Here is a 19,995-nt window from a genome sequence, read left to right on the forward strand (position 1 = left end):
CACGGCGGGGGAGCCGGCCGGGCGGGCCACGGTGGTGCGGGAGCGTCCGGCGCGCAGCGCCGCCGAGGCGGTGCATCCCCTGGTGCGGGAGGCCGCCGAATGGTGCTGGCGACTGCTGATCATCCTGGTCGCCGTGCTGGCCGTCGCCTATCTCGCGCACCGGCTGACCACGGTCGTCATCCCGCTGGCCATCGCGCTGCTGCTGGCCGCCCTGCTGTCACCGCTGGTGGACTGGATGCAGCGGATGGGGCTGCCCCGCTCGATCGCGGTGCTCGTCGCGCTGATCGGTTCGCTCGGGCTGCTGGCGGGCATCTTCACCTTCGTCATCGAGCAGTTCGTCAGCGGCGTGCCGCAGCTGACCGACGAGTTCAAGACCAGCGTCCAGACGATTCAGGACTGGTTGATCAACGGCCCGCTGCACCTGAGCGACGATCAGATCCGCAGCGGCGGCAACACCATCATCAAGACCCTGGAGAGCAATCAGGACTCGCTCACCAGCGGCGCGCTGACCACCGCGGCCGCGGTCGGGGAGTTCCTCACCGGCATCTTCCTGACCTTGTTCATCACCATCTTCTTCCTCTACGGCGGCGACCAGATCTGGCAGTACGTCACCCGGGTCATCCCGACCGAGCAGCGCGAGCGGGTGCGCCGGGCCGGTCAGCTGGGGTTCGGCACGCTGATCGGATTCGTGCGCGCGACGGTCGTGGTGGCGGCGGTGGACGCCATCGGTATCGGCGCCGGCCTGGCCATTCTCAGCGTGCCCCTGGCGCTGCCGCTGGCCTCCCTGGTGTTCATCGGCGCGTTCATCCCGATCGTGGGCTCGGTGCTGGCCGGCTCGGTGGCGGTGTTCCTGGCGCTGATGACGAAGGGCCTGGTGACGGCGCTGATCGTGCTCGGTATCACGATCGCGGTGATGCAGCTGGAAAGCCATGTGCTGCAACCGCTGCTGCTGGGCCGGGCGGTGCGGATCCATCCGCTGGCGGTGGTGCTGGCGATCACCGCCGGCGTGGTGCTGGCGGGCATCGCCGGCGGCCTGCTCGCGGTGCCGTTCGTCGCGGTGCTCAACACGGCGATCCGCTCGCTGTTCGCCGACACGCCCGAGGAGTTGTACCAGGAGCTCAATACGGGGCGGGCGGACGAGCCGATGTTCCCTGCCGAGGCGGATACGGCGGAGAAGGGGAAATATCGGCTCGCCGAGGCCGGGCGGGGCAGCGGTGACGTGCCCGGAGACGATGAGGCGTCGCCGGGTGGCAGCCGGGGAACAGGCAGTGATCGTGGGGGGACGAATAGTGCGGGCGACAGCTGAGCGATCTCGCCCCGGGTCCGGCGCGGCCGCGCTCGCCGGGCGTCGGTGGGTGCCGGAAGCACCCGGGGCGGGAGGCCGGTGATGGCGAGCGCCGAACGCGAGCGCGATACGGTCGCCACCGCCCCGCTGTGGCGGGCGGCGCAGGCCTTCCGGCTGGTGACGGTGCTGTACGCGGTCGGTCAGCAGATCGCTTCGGTGGACAACTACCGCCATCCCGGCCTCAGCTGGGCGCTCATCGGAGTGCTGGTGGTCTGGTCGGTGGTCTCGGCGATTCCGTTGTCGCGGTGGGCCGATCCCGGCTCGGCGCGGCGGCGCACGGTGGTGGTGCTCGGCGACCACGCGGTGGTGATCGCGCTGATGGCATCGACCCGGCTGGTCGCCGACTACGACTGGTATCACGGGCACCAGACGCTGCCCACCACGCTGTGGGCCGCGAACGCGGTGATGTCGGCGGCCATCCTGTGGGGTCCCGCCGGCGGGGTGTCGTCCGGTGTGTTGATCTCCGCGGTGAGCATCGTCGTGCGCGCCCAGTGGGAACTCGATCTGTGGTCCGATGCCACCGCGCCGGTGCTGGTGTCGGTGGGACTGGCCATCGGCCTGGCCGCCAATACCGCCCGGCGCGCCCAGCAGCAGCTGCAGGCCGCGGTGCGCCTGACGGCCGCCGCCGAGGAACGCGAGCGGCTGGCGCGCGAGGTGCACGACGGAGTCCTGCAGGTGCTCAGCTACATCAAGCGCCGCGGCACCGAAATCGGCGGCAGCACGGCGGAACTGGCGCAGCGCGCCGGTGAGCAGGAGGTGGCGCTGCGGGTGCTCGTCTCAGAACAGGGCGAGCGGCCGAAAACCCTGGGCGCACAGGTCGATCTGCGCCCGCTGCTGACGGCGCAGACGGCTCCGTCGATCTTCGTCTCGACACCCGGCGATGCGGTGCTGCTCGGCGAGCGGATGGCCCGCGAGATCGCCGCCGCCGTGGCCGCGGCGCTGTCGAATACCGCGGCGCACGCCGGACCGGGCGCGAAAGCCTATGTCCTGCTCGAGGATGTGGGCGATGCTGTGCTGGTCAGCGTTCGCGACGACGGCCCGGGCATCGCTCCGGGGCGGCTCGCCGATGCCGCCGCCGAGGGCCGGATGGGTGTGTCGCGCTCGATGGTCGGTCGCATCGAGGCACTGGGCGGCGTGGCGGAACTGCTGACCGCCGACGACGGCACGGAATGGGAGTTCCGGGTGCCGCGCAACACCGAGGAACGGGAGGTGGATCGGTGAGTGAAGGTTCAGCGGGCGAAAGCTCGGAAGGTGAAAGCGGTGCCGCCGAGGACATCTCGGTGATGGTGGTGGACGACCACCCCATGTGGCGGGACGGGGTCTCCCGCGATCTGGCCGAGGCGGGTTTCCGGGTGATCGCCACCGCCGACGGGGTCGGTGCGGCGACCCGCCGGGCCGCCGCCGCGCGTCCTGCGGTCGTCCTGATGGATATGCAGCTGCCCGACGGCACCGGCGTGCACGCCACCGCCGAGATTCTGCGGGTGTCACCCGGCAGCCGGGTGCTGGTGCTGTCCGCCTCGGCCGAACGCGACGACGTGCTGGACGCGATCAAGGCCGGTGCCACCGGCTACCTGGTGAAGAGTGCCTCGGCCGCGGAGTTGGTCGATGCGGTGCGCGCCACCGCGGCGGGTCAGGCGGTGTTCACGCCGGGCCTGGCCGGTCTGGTGCTGGGCGAGTACCGTCGCATCGCGAACGCGCCCGCCGAGCGCGACGAGCCGCACCGTCCGGCGCTCACCGAGCGGGAGACCGAGGTGCTGCGCCTGGTCGCCAAGGGCCTGTCCGCCAAGCAGATCGCCACCCGGCTCGGCCTCAGCCACCGCACGGTCGAGAACCACGTCCAGGCCACGTTACGCAAACTGCAGCTGGCCAACCGCGTCGAGCTGACCCGCTACGCGATCGAGCAGGGGCTGGAGTAGGAGATCAGGGATTGCCCTGATGTGCGGCGGCACCGCCGTCGGTACCCTCGGTCGCATGGGCGGTGAGACGGTTTCCACCCCGGGGATATCGAGTCCGGGAGCGCGGTCGGTGCCGGAGCCCGGGGGCGCGGTGGGCGACCGGGATCTGCGGGTATCGGATACCGAGCGCGAGCATGTCGGGATGCTGCTGCAGCGTGCGGTCGGCCTCGGAATGTTGTCGCTCGGCGAGTTCACCGAGCGCATGGATACCGCGCTGGCCGCCAAGACCCGCGGCGAGCTGAACGCGGTGCTGGTCGACCTGCCGGGTATCCGCCTGCAGGGGCAGCCGAATCAGGCACCGCCGATGCCGGAGCGGCCCTCGTTCGACCGGGCCCGCCCGGCGCCGGCCCCCTCCGGAAACACCATCCGCACGCGGTTGTCCAGCGTGAACCGCAAGGGCCGGTGGCAGGTTCCGCCCGTGCTCCATCTGAGCAGCCAGCTGTCCGGGGTGAGTCTCGATTTCACCCAGGCGGTGATGTCGACGCAGGTGGTCGAGCTGCGAGTGGACGATTTCTGCAGTTCGCTGACGCTGATCGTGCCGGCCGAGGCCACCGTCGATCTGAACGGACTGGACCTGATCGGTTCCAGCGCGAACAACAAGGTGCGCACGGGCCCGCCGTACGGCCCACTGCACCTGGTGGTGACGGGGCGGCTGCGCTTCGGATCCGTCACCGCCAAGCAGCCGTTCGCGGCGCAGTTCCGACGCCTGATGTCCGGATTCTGATCGCTGCCTGCCGTCGTCGGCCCCGGTCACACCCGCTCCGTTCGACGGGGCGTTACGCCGAGACAGGTTCTCGCACATCTCTGTTCGCAGGGCGCGTGCCCGGCGGGCCGGCTCCCTGCCGCAAAACCGTCGGCCCCGGCGTGCTGTGCCTGGTGCACGGCCGGGACGGCGGTCCGGCGGGCGCCTCCGAGCTGCCGGCGCTCAGTCGCGCCGGTCGGCTTCCCGCGGTGTCGCTCGCCGGCCTGATCGAGTATCGCCGCCGGACCAGTCCGGCGCGGCGAGCCGGAGACGCTCGAATTATGCTGGCGGGCAGGCCGTCCCGGGCGATCGGTTTCGCCGACGGTCCGGGCGCCGGGCATCGCGTCGACCACGAGGACATCCGGACGGCCCGCAACATCCTGGCGGACCTCGGTATCGAGACCGTCGAGCTGCTCACCGACGCGACGCACGATCCGATGCCCGCCCCTCCGTTCCGGGTTGTCGAACGCATCCTGCTGCGCGACAACGGTTCCGGTGACATCGTTCCCGGCAGTGACTCCGGACCGGCAACCGCCGGTAACACCCGATGACGGCCTCCGGCCGCCCCCGATACTGCTCAGTCGCGGTTCTGGCGGCGGAGCAGCTCGTTGACGCTCACGGTGCGGCCCGGGGTGTCGTGCTGTTCGCCCTCGTCCGGCTGGTCGGGGCGGCGGCGAGAGGAGCGCAGGCCGGCCATCCACTGTTCGATGCTGCTGCGGTCGGACAGGTCGGGCTGATCGAGCGCCGTGTGCTGGGCCTGCGGTCCGGCCGTATCCGCCGGCCGCTCCGGATTCGCGAACGGCTTGTCCGGGGCGGAATGCGGTGCGGGGGAGTCCGTCTCGTGCGCTGTGGCTTCGTATCGCCCGGCTTCGTATTGCCCGGCTTCGTGCTGCCCGGCCTCGTCTTCCCTGGCCTCGTGCGGGTGGAACATCTGGGCCCTGGTGGCCGGATGCGGTGCGACCGGCTGCTCCGGCGGGAGCGTGCGGTACGTGGTGTCGACCGGGCCGGTGGGCTGCGTCGACTCGTCGCCGGAGCGCGGTGCCGGGCCGGTGGACGAGTCCGGATCCGCATGGCGGGACGCATCCGGCGCGCGGGGCGGCACGATGCGCGGCGGCACCGGCGAGCGCGGTATCGACACCGACGGCGGCGTGGACACGCTCGGCATCGGCGGTGCGGCAGGGGGCTCGACCGGATGCTGCGGTGCCGACATCGGTTGTCCGGCCGGCGGGGTCGAGGCATCCGGCGGTAGCGCGGCCGACCAGGCCGAAGTCGCGGGCGGCTCCGGCGCGGCGGGCGGTGTGAAGGACGCCGGCGGCCGGGTCGGCTCGGCCGGGCGCCGCGGCGGCACGACCGGTTGCCCCGCCGGTGGTGTCGGCACGTCCGGCGGCAGCGCCCCGGACAGCCGCGGCGGCGCCGACGGCGGCTCCGGCGAATCCGCCTCGCCCTGCGGCATATTCGGGTTCGGGGTCATCCCGATCACGCCCGACTGCGGCTCGATCGCCCGCGGCAGCTTCAGGTTCGTCTGCGGCGTGGTCTGCGGCGCGATCAGCCCCTGCGGCGGCTCACCGGGATCGGACGACGACGAACGCTGTTGCGCCGTACGGGAATCCGGCGATCCCACGCTTGCCGACGGCTTCGATTGCGCGCCACCCAAATTCAGCCAGCGACCCGTGCCCGACGGCGGGGTGCTCGAGGGGGAGTTCGCCTGCGGTGTCGTCGCGGGAGCATTCGGCTCGGGCGCATCCGCCGCCGTGCCCGTCGGTGAGGCGCTCGAATATGCCTGCACCGCACCACCTTCGGGACCGGAATCGTCCTGCGGATCGGCCTCGTCCTCGATCTCACCGAGACGCTGCGTGGGCGCCTCGGGGTCCACGTCCTCCAGGCGCCGGGCGCGCTTGGGCTTCTTCTTCCGGCGCGCGGGCTTGGCCGGGGTGCCGTCGGGCATCACGGGGATCTGCTGGGTCACCGGATCGGTGACCGGAGTGGTCTTGACCAGGTCGACCAGATCGTCGGTGCCCGGACGCTCGTCGTCCAGGATGGGCTCGCCGAGGCCGATCTTGCGCTGGATCTTCTTCATCCACTTCGGCGCCCACCAGCAGTCGTCGCCGAGCAGCTTCATGGTGGCCGGCACCAGCAGCATGCGCAGCACGGTGGCGTCGATGAACAGCGCGGCGATCATGCCGTACGCGATGTACTGCATCATCACCAGATCCGAGAATGCGAACGCGCCCGTCACCACCAGCAGGATCAGCGCGGCGGCCGTGATGATGCGACCGGTCTGCGCGGTGCCGGAACGCACCGCCTCGGTGGTACTGGCGCCCATACTTCGCGCCTCCACCATGCGGGAGAGCAGGAACACCTCGTAGTCGGTGGACAGGCCGTAGATGATCGCGATGATCAGCACCAGCACCGGCGACATGATCGGCTGCGGCGTGAAATTGAGCAGCCCCGCCCCGTTGCCGTCGACGAATATCCAGGTCAGGATGCCGAGCGTGGAGCCGAGGCCGAGCGCGCTCATCAGCGCCGCCTTGATCGGCAGCACCAGCGAGCCGAAGGTCAGGAACATCAGCAGCGTGGTGACCAGCACGACCAGCGCGATCATCAGCGGCATGCGGTCGAGCAGCGCGTCGATACTGTCCTTCTGGATGGCCGGCTGGCCGGTCACCAGGAACTGCATGTCGTCGGGCACCGCGACGTCCTGCCGCAGATGTTCGATGGCCTCGTCGGCGGTTTCGGTGTCGGCGTCGACCAGCGACGTCTGCGTGGTCCACACGTTGGAGTCGTTCGGCGGGTTGTCCGGCGTCTTGAACTTCTCGGCCAGCCCCGGCGCCTCGTTCGCCTGCTGCAGGACGCCGTAGATCTCGCGGGGATTGTCGGTGACCATGACCAGCTGCAGCGGGTTCGACCGGTACTGCGGGAACAGCTCGTCGAACTCCTCCTGCGCGAGGCGGGTCGAATTGTCCGGCGGCAGATAGGTTTCGCTGATGCCGCCGAACTTCAGGTCCTTCACCGGGATGATCAACAGCAGCAGCAGGATGCACAGCGGGATCGCGACCTTCAGCGGGTGCTTCATCACCCACTGGGTGCCGCGCCCCCAGAAGCTGTTCTCGATCTCCTCGGCGGTCTTGGTCTTGCGGAACCACTTGAGCCCCAGCATGTCCACGCGCTTGCCGAGGATGCCGAGGATCGCCGGCAGCACGGTGAGCGCGGTCAGCGCCGCGAGCAGCACCGTGGCGATCGTGCCGTAGGCCACCGACTTCAGGAAGCCCTGCGGGAACAGCAGCATGCCGGCGCTGGCCGCGATGATCATGGTGGCCGACATCGCCACGGTGCGGCCGGCGGTCATCACCGATCGTCGTACCGCCGCGCCGGTGCTGTACCCCTCGGCGAGTTCCTCGCGGAAACGACTGACTATGAACAGGCCGTAGTCGATGGCGAGGCCGAGCCCGATCATCGACACGACCGGACTGACGAACGAGTTCACCTCGGTGAACTTGGTGATGGCCATGACTATGCCGTTGGCGCCGAGCACGGTCAGGCCGCCGACGATCAGCGGCATCGCCGCGGCGACGATGCCGCCGAAGATGAAGAACAGCAGGACCGCGACGACCGGGATGGCGATGACTTCCATCCGCTTCTGGTCCTGGGCCATGGTGTCGTTGAGCGTGCCGGACACCGCCTGCTGGCCGGCGACCTGGATGTCCACTCCGGGAATGGCGAAGACGTCCTTCACCTTCCGGAAGTTGTTCACCATCTCGGTGTCGTTGTTGCCCTTGATGGCCAGGGAGGCGAAGGTGACCTTCTTGTCCGGGGAGGCGACGCCCGTCGAGGTCCACTGGCCGCCGGCGGCCCGCCAGTACGCGTAGTTGATCCTGTCGATCTGGTCGGGGTACCGCTGTGGCAGTCTGCCGAGACTGTCGGTGATCTTGCGGCTGAACTCCGGGTCGTCGACCGTCTTCCCGTCCGGGGCGGTGTAGAGCAGCAGCACGTCGCCCGTGTGGTCGCGGCCGTATGCCTCGTCCTTGAGCTGTGCCGCCTGCGTCGCCTCCGAGGTCGGATCATCCCAGCCGCTGGCGCTGAGATGATCCTCGATGCCGAAGCCGTAACCGCCCAGGCCGAGCAGGGCGGCGACGACTGCACCGAGGACGAGAAAGCGGAATCTGTAGACCAGGTCGCCCCAGCGGGTGAACACTAAGCGACTCCTTGAGCGGGGCGGGACGTGAGCAGGGCCGACAGCGGCCGGAAGGGCTGCAGCCAGGCCCCCTCTTCGGGCAGCGAGTCGAGGCTCACCCGGGGCAGCGGTTCGCGGAACACACCCGGGATGTCCTCGAGGTCGATGAACTCGAGGATATCGGACGTCACCGCCCAGCTGGCATGCTCGCGGAAACCCAGCACCTGCACGGGAATTCCGCTTCCCGCGAGCTCCTCGAGCGGCTCGCGGAAGGCCTGGCCGTCGGCGGAGGCGACCATGATGCCGGCCAGTCCGGCACCGCCGCGGCGCAATTCGATATGCGCCAGCATGTCGCTGTCGACGTCGGAGTCCTCATCGATCTTGGGCTTGGCGAAGACGGCGTAGCCGACGTTGCGCAGCGCCTCCACCCACGGCCGCACCACATCGGCGGTGCCGGGGGCGATATTGGTGAACACCGTCGCCTCCGGCTCGACGCGCTGCACGCTGCCCACCGATAGTTCGGCGGTGCGGGCCAGCAGCCACCGGCCCAGCGCGTCGAACCGCGGCCGGTAGGCGGCGGTGGGTCGGCCCCCGAGGATCGCGCCCAGGCCCATGTCGAGATTCGGGGCGTCCCAGACGAGCAGCACCCGGCGCACGTCGGTGGCGTTGCCCGTCGGGCCGGGGATGCCCGCGGCGCCGACGGCGGTGGTGCCGGTCGGCTCGGCGTCTCCTCTCGGCCCCGAGGCGGTGCCGTGCACTATTCCGGCGACATCCATGACCTCCGGGGTCATCTCGCTGACGCTCATGATCGGGCCTCGCTGACGCTCGGTCCGGTCATGATCGTGGCCACGGCCGAGCTAATTGATCGCTCGCTGCGCTCGCTCATGCGTCGATCTTCCCCCAAACGAGCTCGGTGATGACGCTTCCGGTCCGATGTGCCTTGCTTTCGAACTTGGTGACCGGGCGTTCGAGCCCGATCGGCGCGCCCGAACGCCAGGCGGCCGGGTCGCCCCCCGTCGCCTCGTTCATGCCGGTGAACAGGGGTTCTTCGGCGCCGACCGCGGCGATGTGCTCGGCGTAGTCGGCGTGGTCGGTGGCGACGTGCAACACGCCGCCGGGCTTCAGGCGGCTGGCGACGAGGGCCATCGTGCTCGGCTGCAGTAATCGCCGTTTGTGGTGGCGAGCCTTCGGCCACGGATCGGGGAAGAAGACCCGAACGCCGGTCAGCGAATTCTTGGCAATCATGTTTTCGAGAACGTCGACGGCGTCGCCGCGCAGCAGCCGGACGTTCTCGATGCCCTCGCGCTCGATGCGCTGCACCAGCTGCGCCAGGCCGGGCTTGTAGACCTCGATGCCGATCAGGTCGAACTGCGGCTCGGCCAGCGCCATGGCGGCGGTGGCGGTGCCGGTGCCGCAACCGATCTCCACGATCAGCGGTGCCTCGCGGCCGAACCAGGCGGCGGTGTCGAGCGGATCGTCGGACACCTCGCGCCCGATGCGCGGCCAGGTCCGCTCCCAGGATTGCTGCTGGGCCGGGGTGATCGCGCCCCGGCGGGACCGGAAGCTGGTCACCCGCGGGTAGAGGCGGGAGCCGGTCGGGTGTCCCGCCGGTGCGGAAACCGCGGTCCGGGGCCGGTCGCCGCCCGCCGTCTCGATGCGTTCCGTGTGGCCGGTTCCGGCGGTGTTGCTGTGGCCGATTCCGGCGGTGCTGCCGTGGCCGATTCCGGCGGTCTCCGCGTGCCGGCCGCGGGGCCCCTGGTGGCTGCGCGGGCTGCCGGTGGCGTCGGCCTTTCGACCAGGCCCGTCGCTCCCGGCGGTGGGGTTCGCGGCGTCGTTCACGGCTCCTATTGTCCAGTACTCCATGATTAGCGCAGCAATCGACCGCACCGACCGACCGGGCGCGCGAATCAGGCGGCCAGGGTGTCGGCGGGGCGCGGGGCGGGTTCGGTTCGCCGGCGCAGCGGCCGGCCGAGCACCACACGCGTTGCGGTGCCTGCCATTTCGAGGAGGCCGCGCCGGCTCGCCGGGGAGGCCGCCACCGACCGGACGGTTCGCGTTGTGGCATCCGTCACCGGCCGTCCCGCGATCCGGTCGGCCAGCCAGTCGAGGACGAGCGGCGTGCCGAGCGGCAGCAGGGAGAAATGACTGCTGAGGCGGTCGCGCAGATAGCGGACCGGGGTGCCGCCGCGCCGGTAGTCGGCCACCAGCGCGTCCACGTCGTCGACATGGATGATCCGGTCGCTCAGCGGCTGGATCACGAGCAGCGGGCAGTGCGGCGCGGCGGTGCCGAGGCGCAGGTCGTCGAATACGGCCCGCATCTCCGGTTCGGCCAGGACCTCGGCCAGCGGCCGGGTCAGGTAGCGGCCGACGTCGCGATGGGACAGCAGCGGCAGCGCGAGGAGCGGCGTCAGCCGCGCGGCACGGTTCAGCAGCTGCCGTCCGGCGGGCGTGATGTCCTCGTCGAGGACGCGGCGCACCGCGGGATAGATCGTGCGCAGCGCGGCGATCACGATGGCCGGGAAGCCGGCGTAGCGACCGCCGTTGAGCCGCACGAACACCCGGCCCGGATCGCCGACCGGAGCACCCAGCGCCGCGCCGACGACGTCGAGTTCGGGCGCGTAGGTGTGCGCCGCCTCCACCGCCCACGCGCCGGCCATGCCGCCGCCCGAATACCCCCACACCGTGACCGGTGTGTCGGCGGACAGGTTCAGCGGGGCGAAGCGCAGCGCCGCGCGGACGCCGTCCAGGGCGCGGTAGCCGGGTTCGCGCGGCGCGCCGAAGTGGCCGTGCGGCCCCTCGTGGTCGGCGATGCTCACCGCCCAGCCGCGCCGCAGGGCGCCCGCCAGCAACAGGTATTCCAGCTGGGTGATCGAGCCCGGCACGAGGGCGCCGAGGCGCAGGGCGTACGAGGGCGCGCATTTCTCCGAGACCGCGTCGACCGCCGACTGGAAGGCCAGCAGCGGGCGCCCGGCCGAGATATCCGAGATATCCGAGGGGTTCGAGAGGTCGTCGTCGGGCAGCAGCACGGTGGTGACGGCGAGTTCCGGGCGGGAGTGCAGATCGTTGCTGCGGTAGGCCAGCTGCCAGGCGCGCACGCGCTGCGGAACGAGGCCGAACAGGCCGATCCGGACGCGACGGCTGCGCAGCACGGTGCCGGGAGGATGCGCGGCGAGATCGGCGGGTGGCCGGAAGAACGGATCCCGTGACGGTGGCAGTGGCCGCCGGGAGGCACGCCCCGCGACCCGGTCGAACGCCGCGTCGGCTCGCCCGACGAGGCCGGCCGTCCCGCCGCCGACTCTCCCGATGACGTCCGTGATGGTCATCGCAACCTTCCTTCGGATCCCCGCGGTCTGCCGTGCCGGTTCGCGCGAACCACACCGCCGAAGTCACCCCTCGGCGGCGGCCGACCCTTTCACACTAAGTGACGAGTCCGCACCCGGCCTTCGCCCGAAGATCGAATTGTGCTGTGCCACAGGTGGAGCACCCCGGTTGTACGGATGTTTCCCAGTCTCCGGCGCGGTCCCTGTGGCCTGCGGTGACGCGCCGGAACCCGAGGTGTCGCGCGTGCTGTATCTCTCTCCGGGGGCCGGGTGCCTATGCTGCCGCGCATGGGTGAACCGGCGATCTTCGTGACAGGGGCGGCCGCGGGTATCGGGCGGGCGACGGCACTGCTGTTCGCCGCGCGCGGCTATCACGTGGGCGCCTACGACCTCGACGAGCCGGGACTGGAACGGCTCGCGGCCGAGATCACCGCGGCCGGCGGCAGCGCGCGCACCGGGGTGCTGGATGTCACCGATGCCGCGCAGTGGCGGGCGCGACTGGCCGAATTCCATTCCGCGACAGGGCGATTGGATATCCTGGTCAACAATGCCGGGGTACTGCGGGCGGGGGCGTTCGAGAGCATCGACCAGGCCGCATACGACCGGATCGTGGCGGTGAATCTGGGTGGCGTCATCGCCGGTACGCGCGCCGCCTTCGAATACCTCCGGGATACGCCCGGGGCGCAGGTGGTGAATCTGTGCTCGGCCTCGGCGGTCTACGGCCAGGCCGAACTGGCCGGCTATGGCGCGACCAAGGCCGCGGTGCGCAATCTCACCGAGGCGCTCGATCTGGAATGGCACCGCCACGACATCCGGGTGCTGGCGATCTGGCCGCTGTTCGTCGCGACCGGCATGCTCGCGGGCGTGCGGACCGCCTCGACCCGATCGCTGGGCGTGCGGTTGACCGCCGACGAGGTGGCCGAGGGTATTTGGCGCGCGACGCGGCGGCGGGGCCCGCTGCCGCGGGTGCACTACTCGATCGGCGCGCAGGCCAAGGTGCTGGCGGCGGCCGGGAAATACGCGCCGAACCAGCTGGTTCGGGCCGTCAACCGGATCATCACGCGCGCCCGGTGACCGGGCGGGCGGCCCGGTCGCTGTGGCGTCGGGCGGCCCGGCCGCCGTGATACCGGGCCGAACTCCGTGGTCCGTGCCGACAACCGGGTCCGGTTCTGACAGAATTGCGCGGCGGAAGGGGGTGTTGCACGTGTCGGCAGTCACCGCATCGGGACTCGGGAACGACCAGGGCGGTCCGGTGCCGGAGCTCGATCAGCTGATCGCCACGCTGCGGGTCGGCGCGGGGAACGATCCCCGGATTGCCGAGCAGGTGGTGGCGGCCGCGGGAATGTGGCGGCGGCCGTTGGTCATTCAGGTCACCGGCCGGGCCCGGTCGGGCAAGAGCACCCTGCTGCGGGCGCTGGCACTGATATCGGCGGTGGAGACCGAGCCGGTGGACGAGCCGGGCCGCCCCGATCCGGAGCTGGACGGCGATCTCGTCGTCTACGTGGTGCCGGCGGCGCCGCAGGCCGCCGACCGCCGCATCGTGGCCGAGCTGCCCCCGGACCGGACGATCGTGGTGCTCAACAAGGCCGATGCGATCGGCTCCCGGTGGGCCGACGCCGTGTCGGCGGCCGAACAGCTGGCGCACGGCCTGGGTGTCCCGGTGCTGCCGGTGGTCGCCGCGCTGGCGGTGGCCACCCGGGCCGGCACGCCGAACGACGACGACCTGCGCACACTGCGCCGGCACGCGGGCACGACCGATCCCACCTTCACGCTGTCGCCGGAGCTGTTCACCGCCGCGGCCGCGGGCCCCGATGTCGCCGACCGGCAGGCGGTGCTGGAGCGCTGGGGCCTGCACGGGGTGTCCTGCGCGCTGACGGCGCTGCGGGACGAGCCGGATCTGGGTCCGCGGGAACTGCTGCAGCTGTTGCACGCGGCCGGCGCCATCGACCCGGTGCACGCCCTGCTGCACCGGCGCTACGAACGCATCGGCGTCCTGCGCGGCGGCGAATTCCTCGACGAACTCGCCCGCCTGGCCGCGCGCTCGGTGCCGGGCGGCGCGGCCGGTTCGGGTCGGGCCCGCGACCTGATCGAGGACTACCTCGCCGGTGACGAGGCGCTGTGGCTGGGGCTGCAGGCCGGGCTGGCCGGGCCGGAGGTCGCCCATCTCGCGGCCGGTTACCCGTCGGTGCGGCCGGCCGATGCCGACGACGCGGCGCTGCGCGCTCAGCGCTGGCGCGCGGTGGTCGCCGGTGACATGCCGGCACCGGCACGCCGAGCCGCGCTGCGGGTGCACAACGGTTACGTCCGGATCTGGGAGCGAATGAGCAGTGCCGGACTCTGATCAGGTCGATTCCACCTCGGTGCCGGTTCCGGCCGCCTCCGTGCCGGTGCCGGACGCAGACGCGCCGGTCCTGCCGCAGCAGGTGGAAGCCGTTGTGGCGCGGTGGAATCCGCAGGGCAGCGCGCTGCTACAGGCGGTGCCGGCGACCGGCGCCGAACCCGGCACGCCGCCGGTGCCGGTCACCCTGATCGGTCCCGGCGACCCCAACACCATGCTGCTGCGCACCGAATTGGCCCGGTTCGAGCCGCATATCGTGCTCACCGAGCCCGCCGCGCCGGCCGCGGCGCCGCAGGTCGCGCTGATGGTGCTGGACGCCGGCGCCACGATCGGTGCGGACGCCCTGCGGCTGGTCGGGCGGCTGGGCGCGGCCGGCACGCGAATCGTGTTCGCCATGAACGGCATTCACGCGCATCCGGAGTGGCGCACGGTCTTCGACCGCAACGGTGCGCTGCTGGCCCCCGTCCTGGGCGCCGCGGCCGATATCGTGCCGGTCTCGGCCCAGCTGGCGGTCGGCGCCCGCCGGTCCGGCGATCCCGCGCTGCTGGATCGGTCCGGTCTCGGTGCCTTGCACACGATGCTGACCAGGGCGGTCGGCGCCGACGGCGGTCCGGGGCGGGCGGCCGCGGTCACGGCCCGCGTGCTCGCCGACACCCGCGAGCGCATTCGAGCCCAGGCCGCCACGCTGCGCTCGGGCGAATCCGTCGGCCGGCTGCGCGAGGAGCGCGCGACCCTGCTGGCCGGCCGCGACGGCGGCCGCGCGCAGGCCATGGCGGCACTGCGCAACCGGCTGCATCTGGCCCGGGTGGATCTGCTGCACGAGGTCGGCGCCCGGATCCGCGCGTTGAACGCCTCGGCGCGCGCCGACCTGGACCGCCTCGGCCGCCGCGCCGCCCGCGACTATCCCGAACAACTGCAGCGATCGGTGCACGAGCTGACCGCCGAGCTCGACGTGGTCGTCGAGCGGCGGCTGGCCGAGCTGGCCCGGCAGATCGAGGCCGTGACGGGCCCCGCCCCCGGCCCGGGCCCCGAGCCGGGGCCCTCCCGCACCGATCCGCCGCCGAGCCTGGGCCCGGACCCCGAACCGCGGCACCGCGGCGTCGAGGACCATCTGATGATCGCGCTGGGCGCGTCCGCCGGTTTCGGCCTGGGCCGGCTGGTGGTCGCGCCGCTGGCCCTGGTGCCGGCCCTGGACTACGCGACCGTTCCGGTGACCCTGCTGCTCGGCGCGGGCGTGGCGTACTGGGTGGTGCGCGCCCGCGGCCACCTCGCCGACCGTGCGCACCTGGGGCAGTGGGTATCCGACGCGCTGGTGAACGTGAAGGCACAGCTGGAGCAGCGGGTCGCGACGGCCCTGGTGGAGGCGGAGTCCCGGCTCACCGATCAGGTGGTGCGGGCCAGCACCGCCCGGGTGGTGGAGACCGATCGCCGCGTCGCCGAACTGGAGCGGCAACTGCGCGAGGCATCCGCGCAGCAGCCGGCTCAATTGGCGGCGTGTGAACGGGATCTCGCCGTCATCGCCGAGGCCTTTCCGGAGTAACCGAGCCGTCGCTCCCGCCCACCGGCAACCCGGAATCCGGGGTCACCGGTGTGTGACGCATCACATGCTGTTCGAATGCCACAGGCCTTATATATGTCTCCTATCGGTGAGTTGACAGCGCCTATGAGTCCTTGCCGGACGGCATTACCGATCAGTACCGGTGCGGGGCGCCCCGGACTCGGGTGATTGCCGGGCGTCACGACCGGGTACCGAGTGAGCGACCCCATTCCGTACCTGGGGTCACATCGCGTTAACCTCTTAATCAAGGAATCCCTGGGCGTCCGCTTCGTCCTTGTACGCCGCCCACCCGGGGCGTGCTTTCGGCAAGCCGGAGCGGGTACCCACCGCCAACGGTGGCCCCCCGGCGTCGCGAGCTGGGCTCGCGCCCACTCTTCGCCTCCTCGGCCACCCGTCTCAGGAGAGTTTTTATGACCTCAGTGACCATTCCCGGTCTTCACGGATCCGATGGCACCGCACCGACGAAACACGCAGGGTTGCTCGCCTGGGTGCAGGAGGTCGCAGAACTCACCCAGCCGGATCGGGTCGTCTGGGCCGACGGTACCGACGAGGAATGGGACAGGCTGACCACCCAGCTGGTCGAGGCCGGCACCCTGAAGAAACTGAACGAGGCCAAGCGGCCGAACTCCTTCCTGGCGCTCTCCGATCCCTCCGACGTGGCCCGCGTGGAATCGCGCACCTTCATCTGTTCGCGCGAGGAGGCCGACGCCGGCCCGACCAACAACTGGATCGATCCGGCGCAGATGCGCAAGACCATGTCCGATCTGTACCGGGGTTCGATGAAGGGCCGCACCATGTTCGTGGTGCCGTTCTGCATGGGTCCGCTCGGCGCCGCCGATCCGAAGCTGGGCGTGGAGATCACCGACTCCGAGTACGTCGTCATCTCGATGCGCGTGATGACCCGGATGGGCGCGGCCGCGCTGGAGAAGCTGGGCACCGACAAGCCGTTCGTGAAGGCGCTGCATTCGGTCGGCGCCCCGCTGGAGCCGGGCCAGGCCGACGTCCCGTGGCCGTGCAACGACACCAAGTACATCACCCACTTTCCCGAGGACCGCGAGATCTGGTCCTTCGGTTCGGGCTACGGCGGCAACGCGCTGCTGGGCAAGAAGTGCTACTCGCTGCGGATCGCCTCGGCCATGGCGCACGACGAGGGCTGGCTGGCCGAGCACATGCTGATCCTCAAGCTGATCTCGCCGGAGAACAAGAACTACTACGTCGCGGCCGCGTTCCCGAGCGCCTGCGGCAAGACCAACCTGGCGATGATCCAGCCGACCGTGCCGGGCTGGCGCGCCGAGACCCTGGGCGACGACATCGCCTGGATGCGCTTCGGTGACGACGGCCGGCTGTACGCGGTGAATCCGGAGTTCGGCTTCTTCGGTGTCGCGCCGGGCACCAACCACAGCTCGAACCCGAACGCCATGGCCACCATGGACGACGGCAACACCGTCTTCACCAACGTCGCCCTGACCGACGACCAGGATGTCTGGTGGGAGGGCATGGAGGGCGAGCCCGACCACCTGATCGACTGGAAGGGTAACGACTGGTATCTGCGCGATACCGAAACCCTTGCCGCCCATCCGAACTCGCGCTACTGCACGCCGATGTCGCAGTGCCCGATACTGGCGCCGGAGTGGGACGACCCGCAGGGCGTGCCGATCTCGGCGATCCTGTTCGGCGGCCGCCGCAAGACCACGGTGCCGCTGGTGACCGAGTCCTTCGACTGGCAGCACGGCGTGTTCATGGGCGCCACGCTGTCGTCCGAGCAGACCGCCGCGGCCGAGGGCAAGGTCGGCACGGTGCGCCGCGACCCGATGGCCATGCTGCCGTTCATGGGTTACCACGTCGGCGACTACCTGGGCCACTGGATCAACATCGGCAAGGGCGCCGACGCGCAGAAGCTGCCGAAAATCTTCTACGTCAACTGGTTCCGCCGCGGCGAGGACGGCCGCTTCCTGTGGCCCGGCTTCGGCGAGAACTCGCGCGTGCTGGAGTGGATCATCAACCGCATCGAGGGCAAGGCCGAGGCCGAGTCCACCGCGATCGGCAACGTGCCCACCGCCGGCCAGCTCGACCTGGACGGCCTGGACGTGAATCCGGCCGACGTCGACGCGGCGCTGAAGGTCGACGCCGAGGAGTGGCGCAAGGAGATTCCGCTCATCGAGGAATGGTTCGAATTCATCGGTGAGAAGCTGCCGTCGGGCGTGCGCGACGAGTTCGAGGCGCTCAAGCAGCGGCTCGGCTAGCCGCCCGCTCCGCGAATCCACACCGCCCGCACCGTCGCTCGCACGGTGCGGGCGGTTGTTTTCGGCGTGTGACGCAACCGTTGTACGGAATCGGCCGCAGACTGTTTTATCCTGAGTGTGTTCTACGTCTCATGACTGACCAGTTCGATTGCACGGCATAAACGATCGACTGCACCGGTAGCCCCGGTATTGCCCGCGGACGCGCCCGACCGCGGTCGACCGGGACCGAACGTGGATAGGCGGGTGGTGGGCATGATCGATCCGATAGTCGACGCGGTGGTTGTCCCGGAGGTAGTCGACGATCCGTTGTCCTCCCCGAGTACGCCGCTGCACCGCGCCGCGAGCCGCCTGCAGGAGGTGTTGCCGTCCGGCTGGCGGGTAGCCGTTGCCGAACCCTCCGTCGCGGTGGAGCATCCGGCCCGGCCCGTTCTCCGGGTGCACATGCCCGAGGATTGATTAAGGGACTGATTCGGAGACTGACTCAGGGACTGATTCGCGCCTCACTCGTCACGACAGTTAACGCCAGGCATCCCGATTCTCGAAATCCAACCTGCCGGTTCGCTTTTCGGAGAACGCACTATTGCATTGTGAGCCGTTGCGGAGCATGCTTGTAGCAATCTTCCGCTCGATTTTTCATATGCAATCGCAGGAGAGCCGAGTCATGGCGGTGCAAGTGGTCGGCCGGGCGTTGATGACCAGCGACCAGACCCCACATCAGGCGAGGTGTGTCGGGCAGGGGGGCTGGGTCGTCTCCTTCCTACCCGGCCGGACCCTGACGCTGGAGCAGGCGACGGCGGCGTTACAGGCGGCCGAGGCGGTCTCGACCGTCAGCGCGCTGGCCGGCCGGGTGGGGCTGACGCCGATGGAGACGGTCGGGCTGGCCATCCAGGAACCGCCGTGGAGCGAACCGTGTGAATCCGGCGTCGGCCGGCTCTGGCGTCGCGGCCGATAGTGACACCGGCGCCGCGCCGGATGGGCAAACACCGGGGCAGCGTTCTCGGTCGTTCTCGGCCCGACGCGGTCACCGCGGTGCGGCTACCACCACCAGATTGCTGACGAATAGTTCACGCAGGCCCGGTATCCGGACCAGCCACCACGCCCAGCGCGGGTGATAGCGCGGGAAGGCGGCCAGGGTGCGCGCCGGCGACCGGTCCGCCCAGCGCATGCCGTCGGCCGCGCGCACGGCGAACAGCGACCGGCCGAACCGGTTCTTCGGTTCGTGTCCGTGCCTGCACCGGTAGCGGCGCGCGGCGTACTCGCCGCCGAGGTAGTGCCAGGGTCCGGTCTCGTGCCCGCCGAACGGCCCGAGCCAGACCGTGTAGGAGAACACCATCAGCCCGCCCGGTCTGGTCACCCGCAGCATCTCGTCGGCCATCAGCCAGGGATTCGGAACATGTTCGGCGACATTGGAGGACAGGCAGATGTCGACGGCGTCGTCGCGGATCGGCAGCGCCATCCCGGAGCCGCGGACGGTGCCCGGGACCGTCAGCCCGGCGGCGTGCAGTTCGCTGGGGTCCGGCTCGAGCGGGATGTACCGGGCGCCGGCCGCGGCGAACTCGTCGGCGAAATAGCCCGGGCCGCCGCCGACGTCCAGCACGGTCGTGCCGCCGAGGTCGCGGCCGGTCAGGTCGCGGTAGAAGTCGCGGACCAGGTCGGCGGTATCGGCGGCGATGCCGCCGTAGAACCGGGCCGGATCGGTCTGCTCGAAGCGGAAGCTGCCGAGCAGCCGCAGCGACCGGCGCAGGGTTGCCCGCCGGGCGAAACTCGGGCGCGGTCCGAGGTCGCCGAGCCGTGTTCGGTCGTGTGCGGACGTCGTGTCGCCTGCGGGTGCCGGTTCGGATGCGCGGTTGCGCAGCAGGGCTGGGGCCCGGTTACGCAGAAAAGTGGCCGCTCGCTCGCGCAGAAGCGCCGGTGTGCTTCGCCCGAGCAGGAGCGCAAGCGGCCGACCGCGCAGGAACCCGGGCCCTACGGGGTTGCGCACGCTGCCTCCGCCGGTTCGGTCGGCAGTGTTCTCGGCCCGGTCGGCAGTGTCTTCGGTTCGGTCGGCAGTGTCTTTGGCCCGGTCGGCAGTGTTCGCCGGGTCGCGCCCTGATCACACATGCCGTCTCCGCTCCCGTCGTCCGTGTCGCGTCCCGACCGCGCGCACAGCGAATCAGTTTCGCACAGCGGACGGGGCCGGATGCCGCCCGGTCGCGGGCGGTCCGGTGCCGACCGGTCGCCCGCCGATGACATGGCCCGCGCGGGTGGCCTATAGGGTGGTGCGGACTGCCAGTCGTCCGACCTAGTACCTAGTACCACTCTGGAGATGTGCCGTGCCCGATAC

At 70.7% G+C, this 19,995-nt stretch carries 16 protein-coding genes; 11 read left to right on the top strand and 5 right to left on the bottom strand.

Going from position 1 to position 19,995, the window contains the following annotated elements:
• Positions 1-31 precede the first annotated feature (31 nt).
• The 5 genes from D892_RS0112740 to D892_RS0112760 all read left to right on the top strand — a co-directional run bounded on the left by D892_RS0112740 (position 32) and on the right by D892_RS0112760 (position 4,593).
• The gene (locus tag D892_RS0112740) at positions 32-1,306 is read left to right on the top strand and encodes an AI-2E family transporter (protein ID WP_369801821.1); all 1,275 of its coding nucleotides are present in this window, start codon (positions 32-34) and stop codon (positions 1,304-1,306) included.
• Positions 1,307-1,387: 81 nt separating this feature from the next.
• On the top strand, positions 1,388-2,566 hold the full coding sequence (macS, locus tag D892_RS0112745; RefSeq protein WP_024801607.1) for a MacS family sensor histidine kinase: 1,179 nt from the start codon (positions 1,388-1,390) through the stop codon (positions 2,564-2,566).
• Positions 2,567-2,628: 62 nt separating this feature from the next.
• Positions 2,629-3,261: a response regulator transcription factor gene (locus tag D892_RS0112750; protein ID WP_051499642.1), complete on the top strand. Its 633-nt coding sequence runs from the start codon at positions 2,629-2,631 to the stop codon at positions 3,259-3,261.
• 130 nt (positions 3,262-3,391) lie between these two features.
• Positions 3,392-4,024, top strand: a complete 633-nt coding sequence (locus D892_RS0112755; protein WP_024801609.1) for a DUF1707 domain-containing protein — start codon at positions 3,392-3,394, stop codon at positions 4,022-4,024.
• 95 nt (positions 4,025-4,119) lie between these two features.
• A complete protein-coding gene (locus D892_RS0112760; protein ID WP_156959481.1) occupies positions 4,120-4,593 on the top strand; it encodes a hypothetical protein in 474 nt (157 codons plus the stop codon).
• A 26-nt stretch (positions 4,594-4,619) separates the two neighbouring features.
• On the opposite strand, the gene D892_RS0112765 is transcribed toward D892_RS0112760, so the two are convergent.
• The 4 genes from D892_RS0112765 to D892_RS0112780 all read right to left on the bottom strand — a co-directional run bounded on the left by D892_RS0112765 (position 4,620) and on the right by D892_RS0112780 (position 11,536).
• Entirely contained in the window at positions 4,620-8,234 is a 3,615-nt protein-coding gene (locus D892_RS0112765) for an MMPL family transporter (protein WP_024801611.1), read from the bottom strand.
• Entirely contained in the window at positions 8,234-9,019 is a 786-nt protein-coding gene (locus tag D892_RS0112770; RefSeq protein WP_024801612.1) for an NYN domain-containing protein, read from the bottom strand. Before D892_RS0112770 ends, D892_RS0112765 begins: the two co-directional genes overlap by 1 nt.
• 76 nt (positions 9,020-9,095) lie before the next feature.
• Entirely contained in the window at positions 9,096-9,869 is a 774-nt protein-coding gene (gene trmB, locus D892_RS41040; protein ID WP_084161524.1) for a tRNA (guanosine(46)-N7)-methyltransferase TrmB, read from the bottom strand.
• A gap of 251 nt (positions 9,870-10,120) precedes the next feature.
• Complete coding sequence (locus D892_RS0112780) at positions 10,121-11,536, bottom strand: lipase family protein (RefSeq protein ID WP_024801614.1); 1,416 nt, start codon at positions 11,534-11,536, stop codon at positions 10,121-10,123.
• A 285-nt stretch (positions 11,537-11,821) separates the two neighbouring features.
• On the opposite strand from D892_RS0112780, the gene D892_RS0112785 reads away from it, so the two are divergent.
• From D892_RS0112785 to D892_RS0112810, 6 genes are all read left to right on the top strand, one after another.
• Positions 11,822-12,607, top strand: a complete 786-nt coding sequence (locus tag D892_RS0112785; protein WP_024801615.1) for an SDR family oxidoreductase — start codon at positions 11,822-11,824, stop codon at positions 12,605-12,607.
• A 130-nt stretch (positions 12,608-12,737) separates the two neighbouring features.
• Positions 12,738-13,874, top strand: a complete 1,137-nt coding sequence (locus tag D892_RS0112790; RefSeq protein WP_051499648.1) for a hypothetical protein — start codon at positions 12,738-12,740, stop codon at positions 13,872-13,874.
• Positions 13,861-15,411 carry a hypothetical protein gene (locus D892_RS0112795; RefSeq protein WP_024801617.1) on the top strand — a complete coding sequence of 517 codons (1,551 nt, stop codon included), beginning with the start codon at positions 13,861-13,863 and terminating at the stop codon, positions 15,409-15,411. The genes D892_RS0112790 and D892_RS0112795 overlap by 14 nt, the downstream gene beginning before the upstream one ends.
• Positions 15,412-15,839: 428 nt before the next feature.
• On the top strand, positions 15,840-17,672 hold the full coding sequence (locus D892_RS0112800; protein ID WP_024801618.1) for a phosphoenolpyruvate carboxykinase (GTP): 1,833 nt from the start codon (positions 15,840-15,842) through the stop codon (positions 17,670-17,672).
• 252 nt (positions 17,673-17,924) lie between these two features.
• A complete protein-coding gene (locus tag D892_RS0112805; protein WP_051499651.1) occupies positions 17,925-18,128 on the top strand; it encodes a hypothetical protein in 204 nt (67 codons plus the stop codon).
• Between the two features lie 205 nt (positions 18,129-18,333).
• Positions 18,334-18,624, top strand: coding sequence for a hypothetical protein (locus tag D892_RS0112810; protein WP_024801620.1), 291 nt, complete (start codon positions 18,334-18,336; stop codon positions 18,622-18,624).
• A 69-nt stretch (positions 18,625-18,693) separates the two neighbouring features.
• On the opposite strand, the gene D892_RS41045 is transcribed toward D892_RS0112810, so the two are convergent.
• Positions 18,694-19,416, bottom strand: coding sequence for a class I SAM-dependent methyltransferase (locus D892_RS41045; protein ID WP_036568797.1), 723 nt, complete (start codon positions 19,414-19,416; stop codon positions 18,694-18,696).
• Positions 19,417-19,995: the final 579 nt, after the last annotated feature.

Source organism: Nocardia sp. BMG51109, from assembly GCF_000526215.1.
Classification (GTDB): Bacteria; Actinomycetota; Actinomycetes; order Mycobacteriales; family Mycobacteriaceae; genus Nocardia.